Annotated in this window: 21 protein-coding genes and 5 tRNA genes; 13 read left to right on the forward strand and 13 right to left on the reverse strand. The window is 54.2% G+C overall.

The window, feature by feature from the left end; all coding sequences use genetic code 11:
• Positions 1-101 precede the first annotated feature (101 nt).
• Positions 102-2,600, reverse strand: a complete 2,499-nt coding sequence (gene malP, locus MVO87_RS06740) for a maltodextrin phosphorylase (RefSeq protein WP_297552650.1) — start codon at positions 2,598-2,600, stop codon at positions 102-104.
• A gap of 94 nt (positions 2,601-2,694) precedes the next feature.
• Entirely contained in the window at positions 2,695-4,572 is a 1,878-nt protein-coding gene (locus MVO87_RS06745) for a phosphoenolpyruvate carboxykinase (GTP) (protein WP_297552672.1), read from the reverse strand.
• A 242-nt stretch (positions 4,573-4,814) separates the two neighbouring features.
• On the opposite strand from MVO87_RS06745, the gene MVO87_RS06750 reads away from it, so the two are divergent.
• The 3 genes from MVO87_RS06750 to tmk all read left to right on the forward strand — a co-directional run bounded on the left by MVO87_RS06750 (position 4,815) and on the right by tmk (position 7,305).
• Positions 4,815-5,900, forward strand: coding sequence for a nucleotidyltransferase family protein (locus tag MVO87_RS06750; protein ID WP_297552674.1), 1,086 nt, complete (start codon positions 4,815-4,817; stop codon positions 5,898-5,900).
• Between the two features lie 10 nt (positions 5,901-5,910).
• On the forward strand, positions 5,911-6,621 hold the full coding sequence (locus tag MVO87_RS06755) for a phosphohexomutase domain-containing protein (protein WP_297513877.1): 711 nt from the start codon (positions 5,911-5,913) through the stop codon (positions 6,619-6,621).
• Positions 6,622-6,684: 63 nt separating this feature from the next.
• On the forward strand, positions 6,685-7,305 hold the full coding sequence (gene tmk, locus MVO87_RS06760) for a dTMP kinase (protein WP_297513865.1): 621 nt from the start codon (positions 6,685-6,687) through the stop codon (positions 7,303-7,305).
• A 1-nt stretch (position 7,306) separates the two neighbouring features.
• Here the strand turns inward: tmk and MVO87_RS06765 are convergent.
• A tRNA-Thr gene (locus tag MVO87_RS06765) sits at positions 7,307-7,383 on the reverse strand.
• Between the two features lie 98 nt (positions 7,384-7,481).
• Here MVO87_RS06765 and MVO87_RS06770 point away from each other — a divergent pair.
• A tRNA-Asn gene (locus MVO87_RS06770) sits at positions 7,482-7,557 on the forward strand.
• Between the two features lie 5 nt (positions 7,558-7,562).
• A tRNA-Ile gene (locus tag MVO87_RS06775) sits at positions 7,563-7,640 on the forward strand.
• Positions 7,641-8,459: 819 nt separating this feature from the next.
• Here the strand turns inward: MVO87_RS06775 and MVO87_RS06780 are convergent.
• From MVO87_RS06780 to psmB, 6 genes are all read right to left on the reverse strand, one after another.
• Positions 8,460-8,537: transfer RNA gene (locus tag MVO87_RS06780), tRNA-Pro, on the reverse strand.
• Between the two features lie 444 nt (positions 8,538-8,981).
• Positions 8,982-9,069 (reverse strand) — tRNA-Leu (locus tag MVO87_RS06785).
• Positions 9,070-9,121: 52 nt separating this feature from the next.
• Positions 9,122-9,811: a ribose-5-phosphate isomerase RpiA gene (gene rpiA / locus MVO87_RS06790; protein WP_297513859.1), complete on the reverse strand. Its 690-nt coding sequence runs from the start codon at positions 9,809-9,811 to the stop codon at positions 9,122-9,124.
• 4 nt (positions 9,812-9,815) lie between these two features.
• Entirely contained in the window at positions 9,816-10,187 is a 372-nt protein-coding gene (locus MVO87_RS06795; RefSeq protein WP_297513857.1) for a hypothetical protein, read from the reverse strand.
• Positions 10,188-10,256: 69 nt separating this feature from the next.
• Entirely contained in the window at positions 10,257-12,203 is a 1,947-nt protein-coding gene (locus MVO87_RS06800; protein WP_297513874.1) for a beta-CASP ribonuclease aCPSF1, read from the reverse strand.
• Positions 12,204-12,213: 10 nt separating this feature from the next.
• Complete coding sequence (gene psmB / locus MVO87_RS06805; protein WP_297513854.1) at positions 12,214-12,822, reverse strand: archaeal proteasome endopeptidase complex subunit beta; 609 nt, start codon at positions 12,820-12,822, stop codon at positions 12,214-12,216.
• 102 nt (positions 12,823-12,924) lie between these two features.
• Here psmB and MVO87_RS06810 point away from each other — a divergent pair, with 102 nt between their 5' ends.
• A complete protein-coding gene (locus MVO87_RS06810; RefSeq protein ID WP_297552676.1) occupies positions 12,925-14,091 on the forward strand; it encodes a P-loop NTPase family protein in 1,167 nt (388 codons plus the stop codon).
• 62 nt (positions 14,092-14,153) lie between these two features.
• Here MVO87_RS06810 and gdhA read toward each other — a convergent pair whose 3' ends face one another.
• Positions 14,154-15,419, reverse strand: a complete 1,266-nt coding sequence (gene gdhA, locus MVO87_RS06815) for a glutamate dehydrogenase (RefSeq protein ID WP_297552652.1) — start codon at positions 15,417-15,419, stop codon at positions 14,154-14,156.
• Positions 15,420-16,016: 597 nt separating this feature from the next.
• On the opposite strand from gdhA, the gene MVO87_RS06820 reads away from it, so the two are divergent.
• Together MVO87_RS06820 and MVO87_RS06825 are read left to right on the forward strand one after the other, a co-directional pair.
• Positions 16,017-17,576 carry a sodium:neurotransmitter symporter family protein gene (locus tag MVO87_RS06820; protein ID WP_297552654.1) on the forward strand — a complete coding sequence of 520 codons (1,560 nt, stop codon included), beginning with the start codon at positions 16,017-16,019 and terminating at the stop codon, positions 17,574-17,576.
• Positions 17,577-17,730: 154 nt separating this feature from the next.
• Complete coding sequence (locus tag MVO87_RS06825; RefSeq protein WP_297512497.1) at positions 17,731-18,465, forward strand: alpha-glucosidase; 735 nt, start codon at positions 17,731-17,733, stop codon at positions 18,463-18,465.
• A 5-nt stretch (positions 18,466-18,470) separates the two neighbouring features.
• Here MVO87_RS06825 and MVO87_RS06830 read toward each other — a convergent pair whose 3' ends face one another.
• Positions 18,471-18,788 (reverse strand): P-II family nitrogen regulator, encoded by a 318-nt coding sequence (locus MVO87_RS06830; protein WP_297512499.1) that lies wholly within the window; start codon positions 18,786-18,788, stop codon positions 18,471-18,473.
• A 63-nt stretch (positions 18,789-18,851) separates the two neighbouring features.
• Positions 18,852-20,957, reverse strand: a complete 2,106-nt coding sequence (locus MVO87_RS06835; protein ID WP_297552656.1) for a 1,4-alpha-glucan branching protein — start codon at positions 20,955-20,957, stop codon at positions 18,852-18,854.
• Positions 20,958-21,083: 126 nt separating this feature from the next.
• On the opposite strand from MVO87_RS06835, the gene MVO87_RS06840 reads away from it, so the two are divergent.
• Both MVO87_RS06840 and rqcH read left to right on the forward strand, forming a co-directional pair.
• On the forward strand, positions 21,084-21,344 hold the full coding sequence (locus MVO87_RS06840) for a hypothetical protein (protein ID WP_297512177.1): 261 nt from the start codon (positions 21,084-21,086) through the stop codon (positions 21,342-21,344).
• A 39-nt stretch (positions 21,345-21,383) separates the two neighbouring features.
• A complete protein-coding gene (rqcH, locus tag MVO87_RS06845; protein WP_297552658.1) occupies positions 21,384-23,336 on the forward strand; it encodes a ribosome rescue protein RqcH in 1,953 nt (650 codons plus the stop codon).
• Here the strand turns inward: rqcH and nikR are convergent.
• Positions 23,333-23,749: a nickel-responsive transcriptional regulator NikR gene (nikR, locus tag MVO87_RS06850; RefSeq protein ID WP_297513310.1), complete on the reverse strand. Its 417-nt coding sequence runs from the start codon at positions 23,747-23,749 to the stop codon at positions 23,333-23,335. The genes rqcH and nikR overlap by 4 nt on opposite strands.
• Positions 23,750-23,830: 81 nt before the next feature.
• Here nikR and MVO87_RS06855 point away from each other — a divergent pair, with 81 nt between their 5' ends.
• Genes MVO87_RS06855 through MVO87_RS06865 form a run of 3 tightly spaced genes read left to right on the forward strand, consistent with a single transcriptional unit; the run spans position 23,831 to position 25,848 of the window.
• Positions 23,831-24,274: a hypothetical protein gene (locus MVO87_RS06855; protein WP_297513308.1), complete on the forward strand. Its 444-nt coding sequence runs from the start codon at positions 23,831-23,833 to the stop codon at positions 24,272-24,274.
• Between the two features lie 9 nt (positions 24,275-24,283).
• Positions 24,284-25,066 carry a hypothetical protein gene (locus MVO87_RS06860; protein ID WP_297552660.1) on the forward strand — a complete coding sequence of 261 codons (783 nt, stop codon included), beginning with the start codon at positions 24,284-24,286 and terminating at the stop codon, positions 25,064-25,066.
• Positions 25,066-25,848, forward strand: a complete 783-nt coding sequence (locus tag MVO87_RS06865) for a hypothetical protein (RefSeq protein ID WP_297516341.1) — start codon at positions 25,066-25,068, stop codon at positions 25,846-25,848. Before MVO87_RS06860 ends, MVO87_RS06865 begins: the two co-directional genes overlap by 1 nt.
• Positions 25,849-25,908 lie beyond the last annotated feature (60 nt).

Below are 25,908 nucleotides of genomic sequence, written 5' to 3' on the forward strand. Positions count from 1 at the left end.
TTTCGAATGGAATCCTAAAAATTAAAAGCTTTACCGTGCGATTCCCCTTAAAAATTTAGAATTGAAATCTTTATTTGAATTGAAACGTGGCTTTGGAACATTCAGTCCAGGCCAACCCACTTCACGAGGCCGAGCAGGAACTTGTGGGGAAGCTTCTCGTGGTGCGGGTAAACGCGCAACGCGTAGTGCCAGCAGGGGTCTCCGAGGTGCCTCAGCGCGCTCCCGCGGTAGGTGTAGAGCCACTTTCCACCTTCGAGCCGCTTCGGATGCCTGAGCTCGACGATGTGCGGCCTCTCTATGTGATATCCCTCCGCCCTGACTCCATAGTAGAGCTCGACGCGAACATCTTCAGGCTTCAGCCCGTCGAGGTCAACCGTCACCTCGAGGCCGGAGCGGTCATCGAGGACTTTAACGTCAACGAAGCCTACCTTCGGCCACGACTCGGTTACGCGGTCCTTCCACTCGGCTATCTCCTTGGCTCCACGGTAGCCCTCCTTCGTGAGCCATATGTGGTTGCTCATAGCCTTTGAGTAAAACTTGTCCATGTACTCCTTGACCATTCTGTGGGTGCTGAAGCGCGGGGCGATGCTCTTTATGCTCTCCTTCATCATGTAAATCCACTTCGGCCTGTTGCCGTAGTAGGTAGGGATAATCTCTCTCTCAAGGAGGTCGTAGAGGGCCTGTGCGTCCTTCACATCGTCGGCCTCGCTCTCGGGCTCGGTGCTCTCCTCGCCTATGACCCAGCCGTTCTTTCCGTTGTAGCCCTCGACCCACCAGCCGTCGAATATGCTCGCGTTCAAAACCCCGTTCAATCCAGCTTTCATTCCGCTCGTCCCGCTGGCTTCAAGGGGCCGTCTCGGCGTGTTCAGCCAGACGTCAACGCCCGCCACCATCAGCCTCGCGCTTCCCATGTCGTAGTTTTCCAGGACGAATATCTTGCCCCTGAACTCGGGCATCTTGCTGACCTCGTAAATCCTCCTCAGGAACTCCTTTCCACCCCAGTCGTTGGGGTGGGCCTTTCCACCGAAGACTATGTAAACCGGCCTCGTCGGGTCGTTCAGGAGCTTTCTGAGCCTGTCAAGGTCCGTGAGAAGAAGAACCGCGCGCTTGTATGTTGCAAAGCGCCTCGCGAAGCCTATTATGAGCGCGTTCTCGTCTATAGCCGGAATCGGGTCGTCGGTTCCGAGGCGTTCGTTCCGCTCCATCGCCTTCCGCCTGAGGAGCTCAATGAATTGCCTTTTGGCCTCGAGGTGGGCTTCCCAGAGCTCTTCATCGGGAATCCTCTCGACGGCGTACCAGATACCCTCAAGGTTCGTGTGCTCGCGCCAGACCTTGCCGATGTAGCGGTCGAAGAGCTTCCTCATCTCGTTGTGGACCCACGTCATTGTGTGAACGCCATTGGTTATTGGTTCGATGGGTATCTCGTCGAGTGGAACCCCCGGCCAGATGTCCTGCCACATCCTTCTGCTCACTTCTGCGTGCAATTTGCTGACGGCATTAACGTAGCTTGACGTCCTAATCGCGAGTAGTGTCATGTTAAACTGTTCTCCCTCCCTGCCGAGTTCGAGGAGCTCTCCCCTATCTTTGAGGAACTTGGCGAGTCGTTTCCGAACCTCCTCAATCGGAAACCTGTCGTGGCCAGCTGGAACCGGCGTGTGAGTCGTGAAGACCGTCGTCCCCCTAACGACGCTCAGCGCCTCGGTGAACGTGAGGCCCTCGTCCATGAGCCATGCAATCCTCTGGAGGTTCGCGAAGGCAGGATGCCCCTCGTTCAGGTGGACGATGCCGGGCTCTATTCCCAAGGCTTTTAACAGTCTCATTCCACCGATGCCGAGGAGGATTTCCTGCTTTATCCTCTTGTCCATCTCTGCGTTGTAGAGGTAGTCGCATATCTTCCTGTCGTCTGGGCTGTTCTCGGGGACGTCCGTGTCGAGGAGGTAAATCCTTACTCTGCCAACCTGAACCTCGAAAGCCCTCGCATAGACCGTCCTGTCCTCAATCGGCACCTCGATTAGGAGCCTCTCCCCGTTCCTGTCGAGGACGGGCTTTATCGGCATTTCCTCGGGTCTGTACTCAGGGAAAACCTCAATCTGGTTTCCGTTCTCGTCTATCTCCTGACGGAAGTAGCCATGCTTGTAGAGCAGGCCAACGGCTATGAAGGGCAAACCGAGGTCGCTCGCTGTCTTGACGTGGTCGCCAGCCAAGATACCAAGCCCGCCGGAGTAAATGGGCAGGCTCTTGCTTATACCGTACTCCATGCACAGGTACACAATCGGCTTGTCCCAGTTGGGATAATTGGTTGAGAACCAAGTTGAGTCCGGGTTCATGTAGTCCTCGAACTGCTCCATGACGAGCTCGTAGAGGTTCATGAAGTCGTCATCACGAAGGAGCTCGCGGAACCTGTGGTGGGGTGTGTCAAGGAGTAGCTTCACCGGGTTCTTGTACTCGGCCCAGTGCTCGGGGTCTATCTTTTCCCAGAGCTTCGTAGCTCGCCTGTTCCAGCTCCACCAGTAGTTGTAAGCTAAATCAGCGAGCCCCCTGAGCGGACTCGGAAGTTTCTCACGGATTGTTTCATAAGTGCACTCGTCAACCCTCGCCATAGAAACCACCGCGTATCATCATGGGTGATACTAATTTCTCGCGAACCTTAAAAACACTGTCGCTCGGCGTTCGACGAAAGGAGAAAAGAAGAAGTCATGCCCGCTCCAAAACGAACGGGCTTATATAGTCCCCGTACTCCTCCCTGGCCTCAAGGAGCCTCTTCCTCTCCTCTTCGAGAACCCGGAAGAGCTCCTCGGGAACTTCTCTGACCTTCTCGCGGTAGATTTTCTCTATGCGCTCAATCTTCGCGAGGAGTTCTGGAACCCTTATTGTGAACTGCTTCTCGTAGTCTTCTCTGCTGTACTCCTTGTTGAGAACCTCCTTGAAGAGCCTTGCCAAATCCTCGTACTTCGGAATGTACCCTATCGGCGTCTCGATGGCATCAACGTCGCCGTGAACGCGAAGCTCCATCCACTTGAGCCATACCGCTTTGTCGAGCTTGTGGTTGAGCCACTTGCCGTTCTCGTCGCGGAGGAAGTAGTTAACGGCGAATATCTTCGGCGTCTTCCTCAGCTTCTCACCGAACCGCAGGTAGTTCTCGATGTACTCGCCGAGCGGGACGCTCATAAAGTCGAGTATGGCCATTGGGTTGAAGGCCCTAACGCCTTCCTTTCCGAGGGTCGCCGCCGTCGTCTCGCTCTCAAGCGAGGCGCCCATCGTTATAACACCGTGCTTCCAGTCAAAGGCTTCCCTCACCGGGGGCCAGGTGTCCTTATCGCGACCGCCGAAAATCATTCCGCCGACTTCAACACCGCATGGGTTCTCGAGGGCTTCCAAATCCACGTTCGGAAAGTGCTCAAGCGAAACAGTGAAGCGCGCGTTCTTGTGGCTCGGCGGTATCTCGTTTCCTTCTTTGTCCTTCTTGCCCTTCCACCACTTTCCGCTGTGGTTTTCTCCTTCGTCAGGAATCTCGATGCCCATCTCGTTCCAGTAGGGCTTTCCGTCCTTGACGAGGACGTTGGAGAAGATTATCTCGACCGGAGAGTGGAGGACCTTCCATATTATCGGGTCGTCCTCTGGATTAACGCCCTGGATTATGCCAAAAACACCTTTCTCGACGTTGGCACCGCGCGCTACGCCGTTGACCGGAAGGATAAACGTGAGGTCGTCTCCGACTATGTTCTCCCAGGGAATCATGGCGGTGGAAGTCTTACCGCACATGCTTGGATATGCACCTGTGAAGTAGGTCTTCCTGCCGTTCGGGCCGTTAACACGCATTAGGAACATGTGCTCGCTGAGCCAGTCCTCTTTAACTGCCTTCTGGATGGTGAGCCTGAAGGCGAGCTTCTTCAGGCCGATGGTGTTGCCACCGTACTGGGTGTTGACGGAGTAAACGGTGTCGTCCACAAGGTCAATGTAAATCCTCCTCTTGTCGAGGTTCTTGCTGGTCTTCCTCTCGTCGAGCTCTCCTGCCGAGTGGATGAAGCGGAAGAACTTCGCGTTCCTTCCGAGGCGTTTGAACTCCTCGTAGCCCTTTCTGTAGAGTATGAACTCAGAATGGGCTACGTAGGCCGAGTCGGTGAGCTGGACGGCGGGAATCGTGAATATCGAGTTCTTGGGCCCGAGAACGAAGAAGCAGATGAACAGCTCCTTGCCCTTCATGACACCCCTCATGAGCTCCCTAATCTCCTTCAGGCCCTCTTCACGGTCCTTGGTGTTGAGGAAGGGAATCTCCTTTCCGCCGGGGACGAGGAGCTTGGTGTTGGCCTTGTCCCTGGCCTGGTCGTAGTAGTTGTCGTAGTGGACGGTGTGGTTCGGCGTTTCGAGCATCTTCTCCTCGCCGTAGTAGAGGGCCTTCCAGCGGACGTACTGCTCGTCCTCTTCGCTGTCGGTGCAGACGAAAACCTTGCCCGGCTCGAGCCACTCAATCCACTCCGCCAAAAAAGCGTGAAGCTCGGGGTTGTCGATTGCCTTAACCTTCTCAAACTGTTCCTCCGGGAGGAGTTTCCTAAGCTTTTCAAGGGCGTCCATTTTTGTCGCCTCCATCGGATGTGTGCATCTTACCTATTTAAAGTTCCTTCGTCGTTGTGACCATCAACTGGGCGATTAAAGGACCTTTGTCTGATATAACGTCGAATTTTTTGGGCAGAGTTGTCAACTACTGAACCAAGTAATGGTCATCAATGGGCTCCTGGACGCATCCATGTGAATGAACGATGAAGGGCGCAAAGTATTTTAACTGGGAGTGATACAATAAAGCGGTGCGGTGCAAGATGAAGGCAGTGATTTTGGCCGGAGGCAAGGGAACGAGGCTTCTTCCCCTGACCGTGTACAGGCCCAAGCCAATGATACCCTTCTTCAACAGACCCCTAATGGAGTACACCCTCCTGAGCCTCATTGAGGCCGGTGTTGACGAAGTTTACGTTCTCGTCGGTTACCTTAAAGAGCGCATAATCGACTACTTCGGCGACGGGAGTGAGTGGGGGATAGAGATTCACTACTCCAACAAGGAAAACGTGAAGCTCGGAACCGCTGGGGCCACCAAAAAGGTCGTCAAGCACATGGACGACACCTTTCTGGTCGTTTCAAGCGACGTGCTAACGAACCTCGATTTGAGGGCCCTCTACGAATACCACAAAAAGAAAAAGGCCCTCGCCACGATAGCGCTTTCCGAGGTTGATGACCCGACACAGTACGGCATAGCGATAATAGACGAGAACGGGAGAATTCAGCAGTTCAAAGAGAAGCCGAGACCCGAGGAAGTGTTTAGTAACCTCGTCAACGCGGGCATCTACGTCTTCGAGCCCGAAGCGTTCGACCACGTTCCCAAGAACAAGAACTTCGACTTCTCCAAGGACCTCTTCCCGAGGATGCTCAAAAACGACCTTCCGCTCTACGGGTTCCCCTTCAAGGAGTACTGGAACGACGTTGGAAGGCCGTCGAGCTACCTTCAGGCGACGGAAGATGTTTTCCTTGGGAGGCTCATCCTGCCGCAGGTGAAGACCGAAAGCCTTAAGGGCAACCTTGAGCACGGGGGAGCGCTCTACACTGGCAGGCGTTGCGTTCTGCGGAAGCCAGAAATCAGGGGCTTCGCGGTCATTGGTGATGACGTTGAGATAGGCAGAAACGTTAAAATTGAACGCTCGGTAATCTTTTCAGGCGTGACCATCGAGGACGGTGCCGAAATAAAGGAGGCCATAATAGGAGAAAACGTTCACATAGGCAAGGGCGTTGTCATACAGCCCGGCAGCGTCATCGGCGACAACACGCTCATCGAGGACTTCAGCAAGATAGGCTCGAATGTGAAGATTTGGGTCGAGTCAAGGATTGGTCGGGAGAGTATAATACTCCCAGATTGAGGTGGTGGAAGTGGAAGTGTATTATTCGCAGAGGTTTAATCCCGAGGAGCTTGCCCTCCTTGGAAGGGCCATAGGAACGGTCTCCCACGGAACGATAATAGTCGGCAGGGATGGAAGGGCCATCTCGCGCTACGGCAAGAGGGCGATGGTGGTTGGCATCGTCAGCACAGGTTCAACGATAATGGACGTCCGCCTGATTCCGCTCATAGCGCTCAAGGACTTCGCCCACAAGAAGGGCCTTCCGCTGGCCTACGTCTACTACTACGGGGGCGTCCGCGTTTACGTCAGCGGAATCGACGTCGACGAGATAAACGCCATCCTCGAGAGCAGGAGCTTCATCGAGGCCCAGCCCAACGACATCGGTGCGACGGTTTACTACCCCAACGCCCTCGACGACTTCATGCACGACCTCTTCAAGCACTACAACTTCAAACTCGGAGGAAAGGCCCTCGTTGATGCAATGAACACCCCTGCGGTGCTCTTCTTCCCCAGGATGAACGAGCACTTCGGTTTTGAGGTCGAACTCATGAACGACATGATGACAAGCTACCTGCCGCCGAAACCCAAGGAGGTCTTCCTTCACAAGCTGAACAAGGGGGACTACGACTTTGGAATGCGCTTTAGACCCGATGGCGTCGTGGAGTTTTACCGGGAGGACGAGCAGAAGGAGTTCATGAGCATGTGGTCGCTCTTCGACTACCTCAAGAGGCTCTCAGTATGACGGCAGTTTTATAAGCCCCCTGCCGAGGGGTTTACACGTTCTTCCATTTTGGGGGTGACGGGCTTGGGGATATTCATTGTGCTCGAGGGCATAGACGGCGCTGGAAAATCAACTCAGGCAAAGCTACTCAAGCTGTGGCTTGAGGAGAGGGGCTATGAAGTCGTTCTAACAAAGGAACCCACGGACACACCGTTCGGAAAGCTCATCAGGAAACTGGTCTTGACGGGTGGAAGGGAAGGAATCATTGACGGGGCTAAAATAAGTCACGAGGCGGAGGCTCTGCTCTTCGCGGCGGACAGGGCCGAACACGTTGACAAGCTTATAAAACCCGCGCTCGAATCGGGAAAGGTTGTGATTTCGGACCGCTACTTTTACTCGTCGCTCGCCTATCAGTGGGCGAGGGGACTTGACCTTGAGTGGCTGATAGACCTCAACCGCTTTGCAATAAGGCCCGACCTCGTTCTGCTTCTCGACCTTCCTGTCAAGGAGAGTATGAAACGCATAAGAACGAGGAGCATAAAGACCGAGTTCGACAAAATAGTGGAGCTCCAGAAAAAGGTTCGCGAAAACTACCTCAAGCTCGCGGAGCGCTTTCCTGAGATTAAAATCGTCAACGCACTGGAGGACGTTGAAGGGGTTCACAAGCAGATTGTTGCACTCGTTGAGGCCCTGCTCGAGAAATGAATGGAGCCCCGGGCGGGATTTGAACCCGCGACCGGCGGATTACAAGTCCGCCGCCCCGCCAGGCTAGGCTACCGGGGCAGGCTCGCTTTAGGGGACTCCTTTGGGAGTTATAAACCTTTTCCCCTTTCTAACCGCAAAATTTATAAACGTCCCCTGTATCCCCTACATTGGGTCGAGCCGCCGTAGCTTAGTCGGTAGAGCGCCGGACTGTTAATCCGGCGGTCCCCGGTTCGAATCCGGGCGGCGGCGCCATCAGTGGGCCCGTAGCTCAGCCTGGTCAGAGCGCGCGGCTCATAACCGCGTGGTCGGGGGTTCAAAGCCCCCCGGGCCCACCATAGCAAACTTTTCTGGGGAAAAGTTTGACCAAAAGTGTTTGACTATTCAAAGTGTGGAGTTTATAGTTCGTGCACGTCAAGGAGTGTCTCTTGTTGGGAGTTTCTTTTTGACTTGCTATTCAGAGAGCGTTTCCTCCCCGAAAGGCGTCCGAAGGACGCCGATGATAAGTTGAAACTATTACAAGGCTTGTTTTTAATGCTAAACTCGCGTTAAGTTCTTCAATTTGAAAGTGCACAACTGAGGTTTGCTTGTTTGGTAGACGAGCGCTTTTCGCCAGCCTTTCCCAAAGGCTGTGGGCAAAGTTTCATCAAAGTTCGTGATTCCTTTTGAAAAAGCCTATTCTTTGAGTGGATTTCTTTTTGAGTTGCTCTTTTGATGAAATGAATTCCTTTGAAAGCGCCTTTTACAGGGGGTTCAAGTCTTTGCGCTCCTTCGGAGCGCGGTTCAAGTAGAACCCGCGTGAAAGAGGGTGTATCTTTAAAAAATTCAATCTTCAAGGGTCAGTTTAGAGTTTAAAATCCCTTTGTAGAGGAGCCTCAAGGAAGAATCACAAGCTTTTGGTGAAGCTTTTTCCAAAAGCTTCCTGCGCAAGCGCTGGCGGAAGATTAAGCACTTTTTAGAAGTGTAAGTTTCAGAAGGAGCTTCTATTATATCTCGCCTCCTATTGCGAGGGTTTTTCTCTCTTTGAAGGCACCCGACAGGCGCATTTTTGAATGAAACACTAATCAAAGGAGCGAATAGGGCCCTGCTTGAAAACAGGGACACGCCCAAGAAAGGCACATCATTTCCGCCAGCGCTTGCGCAAGCAGGGGCTGATGTGGTGGGGCCGCCGGGATTTGAACCCGGGTCACGGGCTCCCAAAGCCCGCAGGATGGGCCAAACTACCCTACGGCCCCCTGCGGTAGGTGCATCACGGGTTGCCTTATTAAATTTTTCGCCGCTGAACTGGATGATGATTTCACGTCAACAAAGCTAAAAGGAAAGAATGAGAGAGCTTCGAAGGCTGATATAGTGCATTCCAAATAAGGACAAATAAGGAGTCGCGAACTTTGATGAAACTTTGCCCACAGCTTTTGAGAAAGGCTGGCGAAATGAGTACCCTTCTCACCGAAGAGCAAAGGAGTCAATCGTGCACTGTTAGAGTGCAAGTTTAGAAAGGGTTTAATATCAAACAGGGTTTTTCAAGCAGTTCCAACTTTGTTATTAGCGTCCAAAGGACGCCGTTTAAAGAATGGAACACTCACCAAAGAGCACGTGAACAAGAAACCCACTTGAAAATGATAAATACTTCAAAAAAGCACTTAATCTTCCGCCAGCGCTTGCGCAAGCAAGGGCTGATGTGGTGCGGGGGCGGGGATTTGAACCCCGGAACCCCTACGGGAGTGGATCTTGAGTCCACCGCCTTTGACCAGGCTCGGCAACCCCCGCGCTCGCGGGACTCCCGAAGAAGTGAAAAAGGGCTGAGTTTATAAACCTTGCTTCAGCGCTCCATCCTCTTGACTCCATCTTTCGTGCCGACGAGGACAAGGTCAGCTATGTCCGCGAAGATTCCGTTCTCGATGACGCCTGGAATGTTGTTGAGCTCTATCTCAAGGTCGAGCGGGTCCTCTATGCGGTGGAACCTTGCGTCGAGTATGAAGTTGCCGTTGTCCGTAACGACGGGCCCGTCCTTCTTCTCGGCCATCCTCAGCTCGGCGGTGGCGTTGAAGACCTCTATCTCCTCCGCGATTGCGCGCCAAGCAACGGGAATCACCTCGATGGGAACGGGCATTCTCTGACCGAGCCACTCGACGAGCTTGGTCTCGTCAACGAGGACGACGAACATTCCGGCTCTGTACTCGATGATTTTCTCCATCGTCAAAGCCGCACCGCGCCCCTTGATGAGGTTCATCTGCGGGTCAACCTCGTCCGCCCCATCAACCGCTATGTCTATCGCGTCAACCTCGTCGAGGCTCACCACGGGAACCCCTGCCTCAAGGGCCAAGAGCCTCGCCTGGTATGAGGTGGGGACGCCGTAAACCTCCTCAAGTTCACCGTCCATGATGAGCTTACCAAGGTAGCGGATGAAGTAGGCGGTTGTGGAGCCGGTACCGAGGCCGACGACCATTTCATCCTCGATTAGCTTTAGGGCCTCCTTGGCGACGGCCTTCTTCATTTCCTCAACGTTCATGAAATCACCCCGTCACGTTGGTCACATTAAACACGCATTTAATCCCGGCCGTCCCATTGTGGACGACCCGGTAGAGGAGGCTCTGGTTGGAGTAGCAGACCGGCTGGAAGTTGATGGCCACCGAGTAGCTGAGCATCGTGAAGTAGAGCCAGAACAACAGCCAGCCCCAGAAGGCCTTCCTGAGTATCGCCCGCTGGTCGGGAACGTCGGGCGGGAGCTCCTTGACGACCGCCATCACGAACTTGTCCACGAAGAAGTATAGCAGGAAGCCGAGTATCCATGCGCTCCTGTTGTAGTACGCCAGCAGTCCGCTGATTACCCCGGTGATAATGCCCCATATATAAACCGCGAACGAGAACTTGTACTCTATCTTCACGTCCTCCCACCTAAGGGGCTCTTGTGGGAGAGATTTAAAACGTTATCGAAAAGGTGCAGAAAGGAAGGCTCACTTGAGCCTTATGGCGTCGAGGTTGTTGGGCGCGCGCGTTGATATGCCGAACTTCCTGTGTATGCTGGAGCTGAGGTCGAGGCACTTGTGGGCCTCGCCGTGGACGGTGATTATCCTTTCCGGCCTCGGCCTGACGCGGGCGACGTAGCTTATAAGTTCTCTCCTGTCCGCGTGGCCGGAGAAGCCGTCTATCGTGTGGACCTCCATGTTGACCTGAACGACCTCCGTCCTGCCGTCCTCGCCGATGAGCGGTATCTCGCGCAAACCTCTCTGAACCTGCCTTCCGAGCGTGCCCTCGGCCTGGTAGCTGACGAAGATGATGCTGTTCTTCGGGTCGGGGGCGAGCTGTTTGAAGTATTCGACGCTCGGTCCACCGACGAGCATGCCCGAGGTGGCTATGATTATCGCAGGCTCCCCGCTGTCTATGATATCCTGCCTCTCGCGCGAGTTGGCGACGGGTTTGAATATCGGGTTGAGGAACGGGTTGTAGCCCTCGTGGAATATCTGCTCGCGGAGGCTCTTGCTGAGGTACTCCGGGTAAGCTGTGTGGATTGCGGTAGCTTCCCAAATCATTCCGTCGAGGTAAATCGGAACTTCTATTCCCCCGACGCGCGCGTACTCCTCGAGAACCATCATTATCTCCTGGGCCCTTCCAACGGCCATCGCCGGGATGAGCACCTTTCCACCGCGCTTGATGGTTTCTCTTATAACCTCTATGAGCTTCTTCTCGGCCTCCTCACGAGGCATCTGATAGTCGTTGCTTCCGCCATAGGTGGACTCCATGACCAGGGTCTCAAGGCGCGGGAACCTGCTCACGGCGGGCTCGAAGAGCCTGGTCGGAATGAACTTAAAGTCTCCGGTTACGGCTATGTTGTGGAGTCCATTGCCTATGTGGAGGTGGACAATGGCTGAACCGAGTATGTGACCAGCGTTGTGGAGGGTCAACCTTATGTCGGGGGCTATGTCCCTGACCTCGCCATAGTCGAGGGTTATGGTGTGCTTTATAACCTCCTTTATGTCCCTTGGTCTGTACAGGGGCTCGACGCCGTTCATGTGCTGAATCTCAATGAAGTCCTGCTGGAGGAGGGTCATCAGGTCCCTCGTCGGGGGAGTGGTGTAAATCGGCCCGTCGAAGAGCTTGTAGCGGAAGAGGTAAGGTAGCATTCCGCTGTGGTCGAGGTGGGCGTGGGTTATGATTATCGCGTCAAGAAGGCCCTCGTCAAGGACGTAGCGGAATTCTGGAGCGTCGAAGTGCGGAAACGCTTTGAGCGGGTCTTTCATCGCGGCGATGTTCACACCGAAGTCAACAAGAACGTAGCTCTCATCGGTCTGAACCAAGAGAGCGCTCCTTCCAACCTCGCGGAAGCCACCCAAACCGGTAATCCTAATCCACCTGCTCTTGTACTCGGACTTGCGGTAGATGTTCCTGCCGACCTGCCTGAGGAACTTCCTCCTGTCCTTGCTCTCGGTCTGGAGAATCTGCCTTATCGAGTAAATCGTCTGGCTCTGGAGCGGAGGAGTCCTGACGACTCTCGGCGCCCAGTGAACCTTCTGCGTGATTAGGCGAAGCGTCTCGCCGTTTTTCCCGATGACGAGGCCGGGCTTCTTGGCCTCTATGAGAACTTCGCCGACTGAGGGGTCGAAGCTGATGTTGGTTATCTCGGCCTCCTTCGGGACGAGCTCCTTAATCATCTCCTCTGCCTTCTCGGGCGGAATCAGGATGTCCGGGTCAGGACGGACGCTTATCCTCTTCTTCAGAACCTTCGCGAGGTTCCTGATGAGGTCACCGTCCTTCATTATCGCCTCTGGGTTCTTGGTGTAGATGACGAGCTCCGGCCCCTCGAACTCGACGTCGGTTATCCTCGCGTTCGGCGGAACCATCTGGGCTATGACCTCGCGAATCTCCTTGAGTATCTCGTCAACGTAGGTTTCCCTCCGAATCAACGCCACCACCTCAGAACAGCGCTTTGAGTTCCTCCTCGCTCCACTCGCGGTAGCCGTCCTTCGTTACCGTCACGAGTGTAACCCCACCCCCCGTATATATGTCCCTGCGGGTGGAAGCTTTTATCGCCTTCAGGGCGAGCCTTATTCCATCCTCCAGTGAGAGGTCATCGCGGTAGTTCTCCTCAAGGATTGAGAAGGCGAACTCCATTCCGGAACCGGCGGCGGTGAACTTGTCCTCCGTGACGCCACCGGCCATATCTATCGAGTAGAGGCCCGGCTTCTCGTCGTAGCCGGCAATCAGAAACCAGCCGTAGTATGGCATGAAGCGGTTCCCGTGCAGGATGTTCGACGTGAGAGTGGCGAGGGCTCTGACGCTCATCTCCCTGCCGACCCTCGCGCGGTAGAGCTTTGCCTCAGCCCTTAGAAGTCTGACGAGGCTCAGTATGTCGCCAACGCTCCCCGCTCCTGCCAGGGCGAGGTGCTCGTCTATCTGGAAGACCTTCGTGACGCCCTCGGAAAGCACCATGTTGCCGAGCGATGCCCTTCTGTCTGCCGCTAAAACTACACCGTCCTTGCAAACTACGCCGACGGTAGTGGTTCCCTTTAGGTTCTCAGTCAACTACAACACCCCTGGAGTTGGTTTTTAGAATAGAAGAACCTCTGAACCCCGCTTAGAGAAAGAGTATTTAAAGGTTTCGCCCCACTCCCTTAGGTGGTTGTCATGGCAAAGGAAGTAATCCTTCTAACCGGCCCGCCCCTCAACGGGCGCGACGAATACCTGAGCGAGGCCCTTGAAAAGGCCAGCGGGGAGAGCTACGCCTACTACCACGTCTTCGAATACCTCAGGGAGGTCGGAAAGGAGAGGGGTGTTAAGATAACCCGCAAGAACGTCCTCGACTTCGCGATAAACCACCAGGATTTGATGAACGAGATTCGCGACGAGGCCTTTGAGAGAATCAGACGGGAGATAGACGAGAGCGACAAAAGGTTCCACCTCGTTTCGACGCCAAGTCTCTTCCGCTGGGGGAGCGGGAGCGTCATAGGATTCACCCTCAGCAACCTTAAGCTCTTACGGCCCGACAGGGTCATCATCGTCCTCGACGACGTGCTCTCGGTCAGGAGGAGGATAATCAACGACCCGGAGTGGTTCGAGCGCTTCGGCAACGACCCGAACAACATAAAGCTTACCACTCTTGTAATGTGGCGTGAAGATGCAATAAACCACGTGAAAACATTAGTCCACGAGCTCAAGAAGGAGGGAATAAACGTCCGCTACGTCCTCCAGTTCGGCATAAGGCACCCACCGGAGGTTTTCCTCGACCTGCTGTTCAGGGAGAAAGAGAAGCCCCTCGTCTACCTCAGCTATCCGATGACCGGCCACGAGGAGGAATACTACCACCGCGTTCGGGGCTTCTACGACAAGCTGAGTGAGCACTTTACCGTTCTCGACCCCGGAGCTTTAGACGACTGGTGGGTCGTCGCCGAGTACGACAACCAAGTGGCGAAGAACCCGAACGTGAAGAAAATCAGGATAAAGCACCTCCTTGACGGGAACGAGGTGGACGAGCTCGACAGGGAAGATATTGAGCAAGCCACAGAGATACTCAGGAGACAGCTCGTCGAGAGGGACTTTAACCTCGTAGATGTCAGCAGGGCCATAGCTGTCTACCACTATGCCGAGGGCGTTTCAGCGGGGGTCGTCAGCGAGATGGCTGAAGCGTACAGGACGCTTGCGGCGATATACCTCTATTACCCCTTCAAGAGAAGACCCAGCCCGTTCATGGAGTTCTACGGCATGCAGAACCCATCGAGGCGGACGATGTTCAGGGACGAGGACGAGATGATAAGGGCCATGGTGGATGAGAAGGACTACTGGACGAAGGGCTGATTTTTCTTTTTACTTCCCAAGAACCTGCGGGAGAATTGAGAAGGAAATGAAGGGAGAAGAAATTACTTCTTGACCCATCCGCGGTGTTTCATGGCCTCGTAGACCCTCTGAACGGCAACGACGTAGGCGGCGTCACGCATGTGGATGTTCTTCTCCTTGTGAGTGTTGAAGACGTCCCAGAAGGCCTTGGTCATCTTGTCGTCGAGCTTCTTCCTGGTCTCCTCAACGGTCCAGTAGAAGCCGTTGATGTTCTGCACCCACTCGAAGTAGCTGACGGTGACACCACCGGCGTTACAGAGGAAGTCCGGAATCTGGAGGACGCCCTTCTCGTGGAGTATCTCGTCGGCCTCAGGCGTGACCGGACCGTTGGCGACCTCGGCGACAATCTTGGCCTTGACTTTGTCGGCGTTTTCCTTGGTAATAACTCCCTCGATTGCCGCTGGAGCGAGGATGTCAACCTCGAGCTCGAGGAGCTCCTCGTTGGTGATGTTCTGGGTTCCCGGCATGTCCTTAACTGAGCCGTGCTCCCTCTTCCACTTGAGGACCTCGTCAGCAGATGGGAGTCCGTCCGGGTTGTAGATGCCGCCCTTGCTGTCGCTGACGGCGACGACCTTCATGCCGAACTCCTCGCTCATTATCTTGTGGAGGTAGTAGCCGGCGTTACCGTAGCCCTGGATGGCGATGGTCTTGCCCTTGAGGTCGTCCCAGCCGAGGGCCTTGGCGGCCTCACGGATCGTGAATGCGGCACCACGGGCGGTGGCGTCCATCCTGGCGACGATACCGCCAACTCCCGGCGGCTTACCGGTGATAACACCGAAGGCCGGGCCCTTCCTTCTCATTATGGTCTCGTACTCGTCCATCATCCAGGCCATTATTTTCGGGTTAGTGTAGACATCCGGAGCCGGAATGTCGGTCCACGGGCCGATGACGTCGTAGACGGCCCTTATGTAGGAGCGAGCAAGCCTCTCCTGCTCCCTCTCGCTGAGTTTCTTCGGGTCAACGATGATACCACCCTTACCGCCACCGTACGGAAGGTCAACGACGGCGACCTTCCAAGTCATCCAGGTGGCGAGGGCCTTAACTGTACTGAGAGTCTCGGCCGGGTGCCACCTTATACCACCCTTGGTCGGGCCGCGGGCCCAGTTGTGCTGAACGCGGAATCCGGTGAAGACCTTGACAGAACCGTCGTCCATCTCAACGGGGACACTGACCTCAACAATCCTCATGGGCCTCTTGAGCCACTCAAGGGCCTCTTCGCTTATGTCCATAAACTGGGCAGCCCTCTCGAGCTGCTGAACGGCCATCTCAAACGGGTCAATCTCGACCATTCATATCACCTCAGGCTTTCGGTAATCTGCGATATCCCCTACGACCTTTGCATATATAAACCTTTCGGGAAAGGAGGAAGGAGAGGGCTTAGTTTGCAACAAAAAGTTAGCATCTCAAATTTTCGAAGAAATAAAAAGCGCTCCCGAAATTTTTAGCCAAAAAGAGGGATGTACATCCAAGATTTTATGAACATTGGTGAACATTGAGGTGCAACGGTGAAGGAAAGAATAGAAACCCTCAGCGAGAAGTCGGTCATCATCCCGTCAGCTCACTCTCGTTCCAATCATCGGGCGACTCCTTCTTGGGGGTTCTGATTAAAAACTCTTTTGTGAACAATACTTCATGCTTTGTGTCGTCGCATTGCCAGTCCATTTCAAAAGGTTATTGTCATAATGACTCCAAACTCCGCCACTGAATAGGCATATCTGAAAAAATGACAAAAAAGGATTTCAGGTTATTTTACGACAAAGTAAATCGTCTTTCGTCGAAATAAAGGCCCAAAAAGCTTTTTAAACAATGATGTCCTTTATACGTAGTGCCCCGTTAGTGGGCATTCGATCCCAATAAAATACAACCCTGATTGGAGGTGGTTAAAAGTGGAACAGCAGAGGGACCAGTGGGCGACCAAGATTGGTTTAATTTTGGCTATGGCTGGAAACGCGGTCGGCCTCGGTAACTTCGTGAGGTTCCCAACTCAGGTCGCCCAGAACGGTGGCGGCGCCTTCATGGTGCCGTATTTCATAGCGCTGTTCTTCCTCGGTATTCCAGTGATGTGGATTGAGTGGGTCGCCGGTCGCTACGGTGGCAAGTATGGTCACGGTACCCTCGGTCCAACGTACTACCTCATGGCCAGGGAGAGCGTTAAGCCCAGAAGCGCCCTCTGGTGGGGTGTCATAAGCGGTATGCTCGCGTTCTCGCTGACCATACTCCTCAACAGCTACTACTTGCACCTCATAGGCTGGTCTGCGGCATACTCCTGGTTCAGCATAACCGGAGCCTACTTCGGCAAGAATACCGGTGAGTTCTTTGTTCAATATCTCAACAACCACGCAGAAGTTATGTTCTTCTGGGGTATCACCGTTATACTGCTGGCCATAGCGGTTGGTCAGGGTGTCAGCAAGGGTATCGAGAGATGGGTTAAGGTCATGATGCCGTTGCTCTACATATTCGCCATCATAATGGTCGGCTACATCTTTGTACTCGGTTCGCCAGTTGACCCGAACTGGAGCACCATAGATGGTTTCAGGTTCATCTGGACTCCAAACTGGGGCTACCTAAAGGAGCACCTGGCGGCAGTTATGCTGGCAGCAACGGGACAGATATTCTTCACCCTCTCGCTCGGTATGGGTATCATCCAGAACTACGCCAGCTACCTCGGTCCCAAGGATGACGTTGCACTCTCAGGCATCGCAACGGTCTCACTCAACGAGTTCGCCGAGGTTGTCCTCGGTGGTTCAATAGCCATACCGCTTGCCACAGCCTACGCTCCCAAGATTGTTCCACCAGAGGTTCTCGCCAAAGGCAAGACCGAGGTGTTATCCTGGATTGGACACAAGTTCGGACTCGGCTTCTCGTACACCAGCCTGCCCAACGCTTTCGTCAGCATGGGTGAGGCGGGAAGGCTCTTCGGTGCACTCTGGTTCCTCCTGCTCTGGTTTGCAGGATTCACCTCGGCAATAGCGATGTACAACTACGTCGTTGCACTGCTCGAGGAGGACCTCGGCATAAAGAGGAACGTTGGAACCTGGGTCGTTCTGGTGATATACTTCCTCGCGGGACTGCCGGTCATCTACATTGACGGCTACATGGACCAGGTTGACGCGTGGGTGAGCTTCCAGCTGACCCTGCTGGCGCTCTTCGACATCATTGTCGCGGTGTACCTCTTCAAGCCCGACAACTTCTGGAAGGAGCTCCACGAGGGAGCCTGGATGAAGGTCCCGGAGTGGTACAAGCCGATAATCCTCTACATTGCGCCGCTACTCCTCATGATACCGCTCCTCGGAATGGTCAAGAGTCTCATAGGCACGACCCTCGAGTGGCCTGCCAGGATTGCAATATTGCTAATGTGGGTCATTGGCTTCATCGAGAGCTACTACTCAATCAAGAAGAAGTACGGCGAGGAGCTCGAGAAGAACGAGGTTATCATAAAGGTCTGAGGTGGTGACGATGGAGAGCTGGGTAATCTACATGCTCTTTGCCTGGTTTGTTATTTTTGCGATGATGTACTGGAGCATTGGAAAGCTCCTCAAGGCCGAGAAGGCACAAGGGTCTTAAGGCCCTCCTTTCTTTTCAACTTTTGGAGGTGTAAACGTGAAGAGCAAGGATATTCTGCTCGACACAGCAGAGGTTCTTGAATCAACCCTCGATAGAATAGACCGTCTCACGGTTCTCACGGAGAAGGAGAAAGAACGCGTGAAGGCTAAGATTAAGGAGGCCGCCGAGAACTTCAGGAGGCTCGCTGAGGAGGTCAAGAAGGACAACGAGGAGCTCGCAGAGTTCTTCTACAAGAAGGCCAAGGAGTTCAAGCTCATGAGCACCGACAAGGCCATAGAGAGGGAGGGTAAGAAAAACTACCTCAGGCTCGCCGATAGGATACTCCTCTATTCCCGCTCCGCTGAGTACGACTTCAAGCCCGAGAAGCTGGCCGAGCTAAAGAAGGTTTATCGGAGGTATCTGTTTGGGATGACGGCATTCTTTGTGCTCACCGGTTTCTATCTCAACCAGTTTTTGGCCATAACTGCCCTAATCCTTGCGATTCCGATAATCCTCTCGATGCTCTCTCTCCAGAGAAGGGGCTACCTCGGACTTCTGCTGGCGTATTCTGCGATACCAATACCAATCATCGTTGGGGTAATGGCCCTGAGGTCAAGCATATACAATCTAATTACGCCAGAAAAAATTACGGAAATAATGGCCAAAACCCACTGGAGCGCCAGCACAGTCAAGGCATACCTGGTGTTCCTCATGCTCCTCTCTGCGGTTGAGCTGTACCTGATAGGGAGTGCAATCGTTGGTCTCTACAAGCACCGCCACGCGTTCCTCTGATGAAGTCAGTAAAGGGCCTCGTTCCCCTTTTCCCCCGTTCTTATTCTTATGGCCTCTTCGACGGGGATGATGAATATCTTTCCGTCGCCGGGGGTTCCGCTCCTTGCGGTCATAACGATTGTGTTGATAACTTTTTCAAGGTCCTCGTCCTTGACGACGAGCTCAATCTTCATCTTTGGTAGGAGGTCGTAGGGTGGTACACCTCCCTGAACACCCCTCCATTGAACAGGATACGCCGTCAAGGGCACGATGCCAATCTCCTTGAGGGCGCTTTTTACCCTCTCAAAATCGTTTCCCCTGATAATGGCCTCAACCTTCTTCATGGACGACCACAGATAATAATTCTCAGAACTTCAAAAAAGGCTTTCGAAAACAAAAATGAAAGCTCAGGAAATCTGGGCCAAAAACTTTCTCAGCCTCTTTATCGAAATCCGGGTTTTTCTCGCGAGCTCTTCAAGGTCAGTGTTAAGTAAGTCCTCGGGTGTTTTTATCCCCGCTTTGTTCAGCTTCGCGAGGGTTTTAGGGCCGATGCCCTTGATGTCAATGAGGTTCTTTACTTTTGCGCGTTTTTTCTCGACCCTCGGCTTCTCGGGCGTTCCAATCCTCTCGACCCTCTTGGCGAGCCTCGTGTCAACTCTCTTCGTGAGGGGAACCTTTGGCTTCCTCCTTTTCACGAAGGCGAGGGAAGTTGCGTAGAACCTCTCCGCCAGTTCTTTCCTCTGATCTTCGGCTTCTGAAGTTGAAGTTTTAACAGCCCCTTCTCGGGAGTTATCCCCAGCCTTCACGGTCTGCCCTTCGGCGGAAACGTTCTCTTTTAGAGCTTTGAAGGTAGCGTCGCTCCCCTCGGGCGGGACCTCGGGCGGTTCGACGAACTCCTCAAGCTCGGGCGGATTGTCGCTGATGTAGTAGGAAACTATAACTGGCTTGAAGGGGTTGTCGCGTTCCTCGAGCCCCTCGAGGAGTGAAACGTCCATCTCACCGGTCCTGAAATACTTGACTACCTCGTTGGCGAGCCTGTGGAAGTCCCTGCTGTGGAGCAAAACGCGCTTCTCGGCGTAGGCCTTTGCCTGGCCAGTTGTTATGAGGAACTGCCAGTCGCTCGCCTCGAGGATTAAGAGTTCTCTCGCGAGCTGTTCTATCGCCCTGTCGCCAAGCTTGTCCTTCCCGTAAAAGCGGCTCGCCAGCGCGACCATACGCTCTTCCGCGCGGTAGATTTCCTCCCACGTCCATTCGGTTTGCTCGTTCCACCAGGTCGAGTGGTCCGCGTTGGCACCCCACGAGCCTTCGGGCAGTTCAACCTCAAGCCTCTCGCCGGAGTAGTTAGAGAGGAAGGCCGAGAGCGTCGTCGTCTTGATTCCGCGCTCGGCTAAAAGCTCAAGAACCCTGCCAAGCCACTTAACTCCCTCGTACCACCAGTGGCCGAAGAGTTCTGTGTCATAGGGAGAGACTATTATTCCTTTCTCGCCCGTTTCCTCCTCGAACCTCGAGAGCAGGCCCTCGACGAGGGAAACGAAGTGTCTCGCATGCTCTTCAACCCGTTCAAGGGCCTTCTCGGGGTCGTAGAAGCCCTTCTCGCCCAAATCAACGTCCTTGCCAGTTATACGCCAGTACTGGTTACCGCTCTTCGGGGCCTTCCTGTGGAACTCCCTGTACCAGAAGTCGCCGGGGTAGCCGTAGTGGGCGCTCCAGACCTGATGCCCCGTCTCGCGGTTCCTCGTGAAGACCGCAACGTTTGACCCCTTGACCCAGTAGGGTCGGAGCATTGCGAGCGAACCGGTGGGAACCGGGGCGCCGTAGGAGTCGCTGACCGGTCCGTTATCAATGAGGTTGCTCTCGACGAAGAAGTACTCGATTCCAAACTCCCCGAGGAACTTCTCTATCCCCTTCCTCTTAACAGTCCTCCCGCCCGGGAGCTTCCACTCGCCACTCGGCCGGTAGGCGCACTCGGAAACCCACATCCCCCGCGGTCTCCTTCCGAAGTGCTTCTCGTAGGTCGCTACTCCGTTGGCTATCTGGGAGCGTATCGACTCCTCCCGCCAGAGGAGGGGAAGGTAGGCGTGTGTCGCGGGGGAGGTTATGATTTCAAGGTAGCCATCTCCCTGAAGTTCCCGGAATTTGCCGATTACGTCGCCGGTTATGGCCTTCCAGTAGGAGTAAACGCGCTCGAAGTGGCGGAGGACTTCCCTAACGGGCTTCTCAGGGTATTTACTGGATTTTAGGTCCTCCCTTGTTCTTTCGATTTTCCTCAAGAGGTACTTCTCAAACTCGGCCTTGATGTAGTCGTCCGCCAGCTGTTCCATCAGGACGGGCGTTATGTTCACCACGAGCTGGAAGCGAACGCCAGAGTCCCTCAAGCGCTCGAACTCCATTAGCAGGGGCAGGTAGCTCTCGCTCATTGCCTCGTAGAGCCACTCCTCTCCGAAGGGCCACTTGCCGTGTTTCCTAACGTAGGGAATGTGAGTGTGGAGGACGAACGTGAAGTAGCCTTTCATTTAGTATCACCGTTGGTGTTTAAGCTTCATCGTATTTAACCTTATTCGGAACAGACCTGTCACGATGGTCAGTAATGTGCATGGAAAACGTTTTATCTTCAGATTCCAACTGAGTATGGTGATAACATGAGGGCGATGGAGCTAGCAGGAACGGAGAGCGGGTTCATAGCCGGTGCCCTGGCGGTCGTTCTTCTGGGTTCAATACTGAGCGTGCTCTCATCCCCCATGGACGCCTTCACAAAGCTCGCGTACGTGCTCTACGATATGGGACTCGTCGGCCTATCCTTCGGACTGCTGAGCGAAGCCATTGAGGGGAACAAAAGCGACACAACCAGGGCGGCTCTCGCGATTGCGGGGGCGCTCGTTCTGCTCGCGCTGAGGCTTTAACCTTTTAACCCCCGCCCTCTACTCTTTTCGGGTGAGAGAATGAAGGAAGAGATGAGTTCAGTTGACATACGTTACGTCGTTAGGGAGCTCCAATGGCTCGTTGGCTCTCGCGTTGACAAGGTTTACCACGACGGCGACGAGATAAGGATTAAACTCCGCACGAAAGAGGGAAGGGCCGATTTAATCCTCCAGGCGGGGAAGAGGTTCCACCTCACGAGCTACGTCAAGGAGGCGCCGAAACAGCCTTCGAGCTTCACGATGCTCCTGAGAAAGCACCTGAGCGGAGGCTTTATAGACGCGATAGAGCAGCACCAGTTCGACAGGATTGTCAAGATTCGTGTCGGCGACTACACGCTCATTGGCGAGCTCTTCAGGAGGGGCAACATCGTCCTCGTTGATTCCGAGAACAGGATTGTGGCCGCTTTGAGATACGAGGAGTACAAGGACAGGGCGATAAAGCCCAAGGCAGAGTACAAGTTCCCGCCAGCGAGGGAAAACCCGCTTGAGGTCAGCTTCGAGCGCTTTCTTGAGCTGATGAGGGAGGATGAAAACCTTGAGCTGGTTCGTGCCCTGGCGAGGAAGCTCAACATGGGCGGGATGTACGCCGAGGAAATCTCCATAAGAGCGGGCTTTGAGAAAACCACCCCAGTGAGGGAGCTGAGCGACGAGGATTTGAGGAAGGTCTACGAGGCGATGATGGGAACCTTCAACGACGAGCCGAGGCCGAACATCGTCTACAAGGACGGAAACATGCACGACGTCGTTCCGATAGAGCTGAAAATCTACGAGGGCCTTGAGAAGCGCTATTTTAAAACGTTCAGCGAGGCCCTCGACGAATACTTCGGTAAGCTCACAATCGAGAAAGCCAAAATCGAAAAAACGAGAAAGCTCGAAAGCAAAAAGAAGCAACTGCTGGCGACGCTTAGGAAGCAGGAGGAGATGCTCAAGGGCTTCGAGAAGGCAATGAACGAGAACCAGGAGATAGGGGATTTAATATACGCGAACTACACGATGGTTGAACGGCTTTTGGACGAGTTCAGGAAGGCCACAGAAAAGCTCGGCTGGGAGGAGTTCAAAAGGAGAATAGAGGTGGGCAAAAAAGAGGGCAACAAAGTTGCGCTCATGGTGAAGGCCATCGACCCGAAGGAGAAGGCCGTAACTATTGAGCTCGAGGGGAGGAAGGTCAAGCTCTACCTCAACAAAAGCATAGGTGAGAACGCCGAGCTCTACTACGAGAAGGCCAAGAAGTTCAGGCACAAGTACGAGGGTGCCCTGAAGGCCTACGAAGACACGAAGAGGAAGCTCGACGAGGTCGAGAAGCTCATCGAGGAGGAAATGAAGAAGGAACTGAACGTGAAGCGCATAGAGAGGAGAAAGAAGAAGTGGTTCGAGAAGTTCCGCTGGTTCGTTTCGAGCGAGGGGTTTCTTGTCTTAGCGGGAAAGGACGCGAGCACCAACGAGACGCTCATCAAAAAGCACATGACCGAGAACGACCTCTACTGCCACGCCGATGTTTACGGCGCTCCCCACGTCGTCATCAAGGACGGGCAGAAGGCAGGGGAGAAGACGATATTCGAGGCCTGCCAGTTCGCAGTTTCGATGAGCAGAGCGTGGAGTCAGGGGCTGTATGGAGCGGACGCCTACTGGGCGTATCCAAATCAGGTGACTAAGCAAGCTCCCAGCGGTGAGTACCTTGGGAAGGGCGCCTTCATGGTCTACGGAAAGAGGAACTGGCTTCGCGGGCTTCCGCTCAAGCTGGCGGTGGGAGTTATAAACTACGAGGGGGAGGATTACGTCGTCTGCGCGCCCGTTGACGCTATTAAGGCCCACACGAGCAAGTACATCGTCATAAGGCCCGGCAGGCTCAAGAAGGGCGAGCTCGTCAAGAAGATACGCGGAATCCTTGAGAAGTGGGGCTACAAGGTTCGCGAGGAGGATTTGAACGCGATTCTTCCGCCCGGAGGGGGAGAAATAGCGGAGGTGGTAGGTTAAACCAGCTCCTTCCCCGTCCCCGTCATGACGAGCTTGCCGTGCTTCACTCCCTTGAGGCTCAAAAGCCTGTCCGCTATTTCCTTTATCCTGCTCGCCTTCCCCTTGACGATGACAACCTCAAGGCAGTTGTGCTCGTCCATGTGGACGTGAATGCTGGAAACTATTTCATCAAGGTAGTCGTGCTGTAAATCGAGGAGCTCTTTAACGACGTCCGCTTCATCGTGGTTGTAGAGCATCGTTATCGTTCCGGCAACTTCCGCGTCTCCAGTTTCCCACTCGTGCCTGATTATGAAGTCCCTCATCAAATCCCTTATCGCCTCGCTCCTGTTCACGTAGCCCTTCTCCTCGATTATCCTGTCGAACTTTTCAAGCAGTTCCTCAGGTACGGAGACGCCGAAACGAACCACCCTCATAACACCACCAACCCAAGTGATGGCACGGAAGTTATAAACCTGTTCCAAAAGTCTTTTATCCGAACCGGAGTAGGTTCGAGCATGAAGGATGAGCTTTACTCAATAGCGCGGAGGGAGTTCGCGGAGGATTTAATCTTCGAGATTGAGGGAAAGCCCGTTACGCTCTCGATAAAGGGCCTGCTCATAGCGAGGGCAGAGAGGGAGGGCTACAACTTCTCGTTCTTTGAGGTGACCGAAACGGAAACCGTGCTTGCGGTCCAGATGAAGGGGTTTATCGTCTACATAGCCATCGAGAGCGACGAGGAGCTCGACGACGAGGAGTACGCAGAGGTGGGAAAGGCCATGCTCGAACATCTGACCCCGAAGATTGCCCTGCTCGTGACGAAGGCGGAGAAGGACTACTCGGGAAAAGCTGACATACTCCTCGACGACGGCATGTCTCCAGACATGAAGGAGTTCTTCTACTCGCTCCTCGTGAAACACAGACAGGGGAAGAGCCCCTACGAGCAGACCGAGGTCGCGTGAGGTGTTGGGATGAAAGGGGGGTACAGGATTTTGGCAATCATCGTCATCGCGCTCATAGCGGTTGGCGTCGTAAACTACCTGTCTAAGAGCGGGGAAAGCGGGCAGGAGGAGGAAAGCGTTAAACCCGTGGAAAAACCCACCCTCTGGGGCCTCACCGACCCACCGCTTCTCGAAAACGTGAGCTGGGAAAGGAACGGGAACGTCGAGGTAACGACGCTTCCCAGGAACCTCACAGGGAACCTGGAAGAGCAACTCAGGACCCTCGGCTACTACCCCGTCTACGCCAACTGGAGCGACTACCGGTGGACAATCTGGAGCGGGAGAAAGGCATACTACGTTGGAGAAACTAAGGACGGCATTTTAGTGGCGCGGGGAGGCCTGAAGGCGGTCGTTGAGTGGGTGAATGAGACATCAAAGTGCGGAAAGCCAGGTTGGAAGACCACCGTCATCGACCCGAGCCCCCAGAAGGCCCTCTCCTACACGGCCTCGCTTATAGGCGAGGCACTGGAAAAAGACGGTACAATCGTCGTTCCCTCCGAGTGGGGCGGAAAAATCCCCTGGAACCTCGCCAACTACAGTGTAGAGGCGGGGAAAGTGAAAATACTGATTCTAATCTACGCAACGGACAAACAGCTTGAGTACGCGAGGTCGCTCCTGGAGGGGAAAACGCTCTGCATCTCCGCCCTTGGCTATCGTGCGCTTGTAGTATTCAACGGCCCCGCGTGGGATGTCTCAAGGGCCTACGACTCGATTGAGAGCGTTGCCGATACAAGAGGAGCTTCCTGTGGGTGATGGAAATGAAGAGGCTCGTTGCTGGAATAATCCTTGCCCTTTTTATCTTCGCGGGCGTGGTTTACTGGAAGTACTACTACATCGAGCCCGTTCCAAAACCCCAAATATGGGGGTACACGGACCCACCGAGTTTGGAGAACATGAGCTGGGAGAAGATGGGCCCAGTCGAAATACTTAACGAGACCACTGAGAACGCGGGAGGACTTTACGGAAGTGTGCTCTCCGAACTCTCAAAGATTGGCTACTCAATGGTATCTGGAAACTGGAGCAGTAAAACGTGCCAGTGGAGCTACTGGACGAGGGGGACAAAGAGCTACTACCTGGCCTACAACGGAACGAAGTTTCTGGTTATACGCGGGGAGACGGGGGCGGTTTTGAACGCCAGCGATGAGCACTGGCTCTGCGGGAGACCCCTTGACTCAGGCCCACTGCCGTCGCCAAGCCCCTGGAAGGTAGCCGAGGCGATGGCAATCTCGCTGGCCAACAAGTTCATGGAGAACAACGTTACTACAATCCCTGCCAACTGGACTGGACCCATGCCAGACTGGTACCTCGCTAAGTTCTCCTTCAAGGCAAACGTCGGAGAAGGTGTCGAAGTCCTCATTCTCGTGTACTCAAGCGATGACCAGGTGAAATACGCTGAGTACGTGATGAAAAAGGAAGACAGGAGCATAAAGTTCCTGAGAAACGACGGCGGTGATTACTACACCCTCATAGCCCTTAAGGGAAGAAAAGCGGACGTTGACAGGGCCATTGAGATAATCCAGAAACCGGAGAGCTAACATTTTTCCTTTTTCATAACCCCCAGACGATTCTCAAGAACGATTCAAAACAACTTGAAA

Source organism: Thermococcus sp., from assembly GCF_027063845.1.
Taxonomy (GTDB): Archaea; Methanobacteriota_B; Thermococci; order Thermococcales; family Thermococcaceae; genus Thermococcus.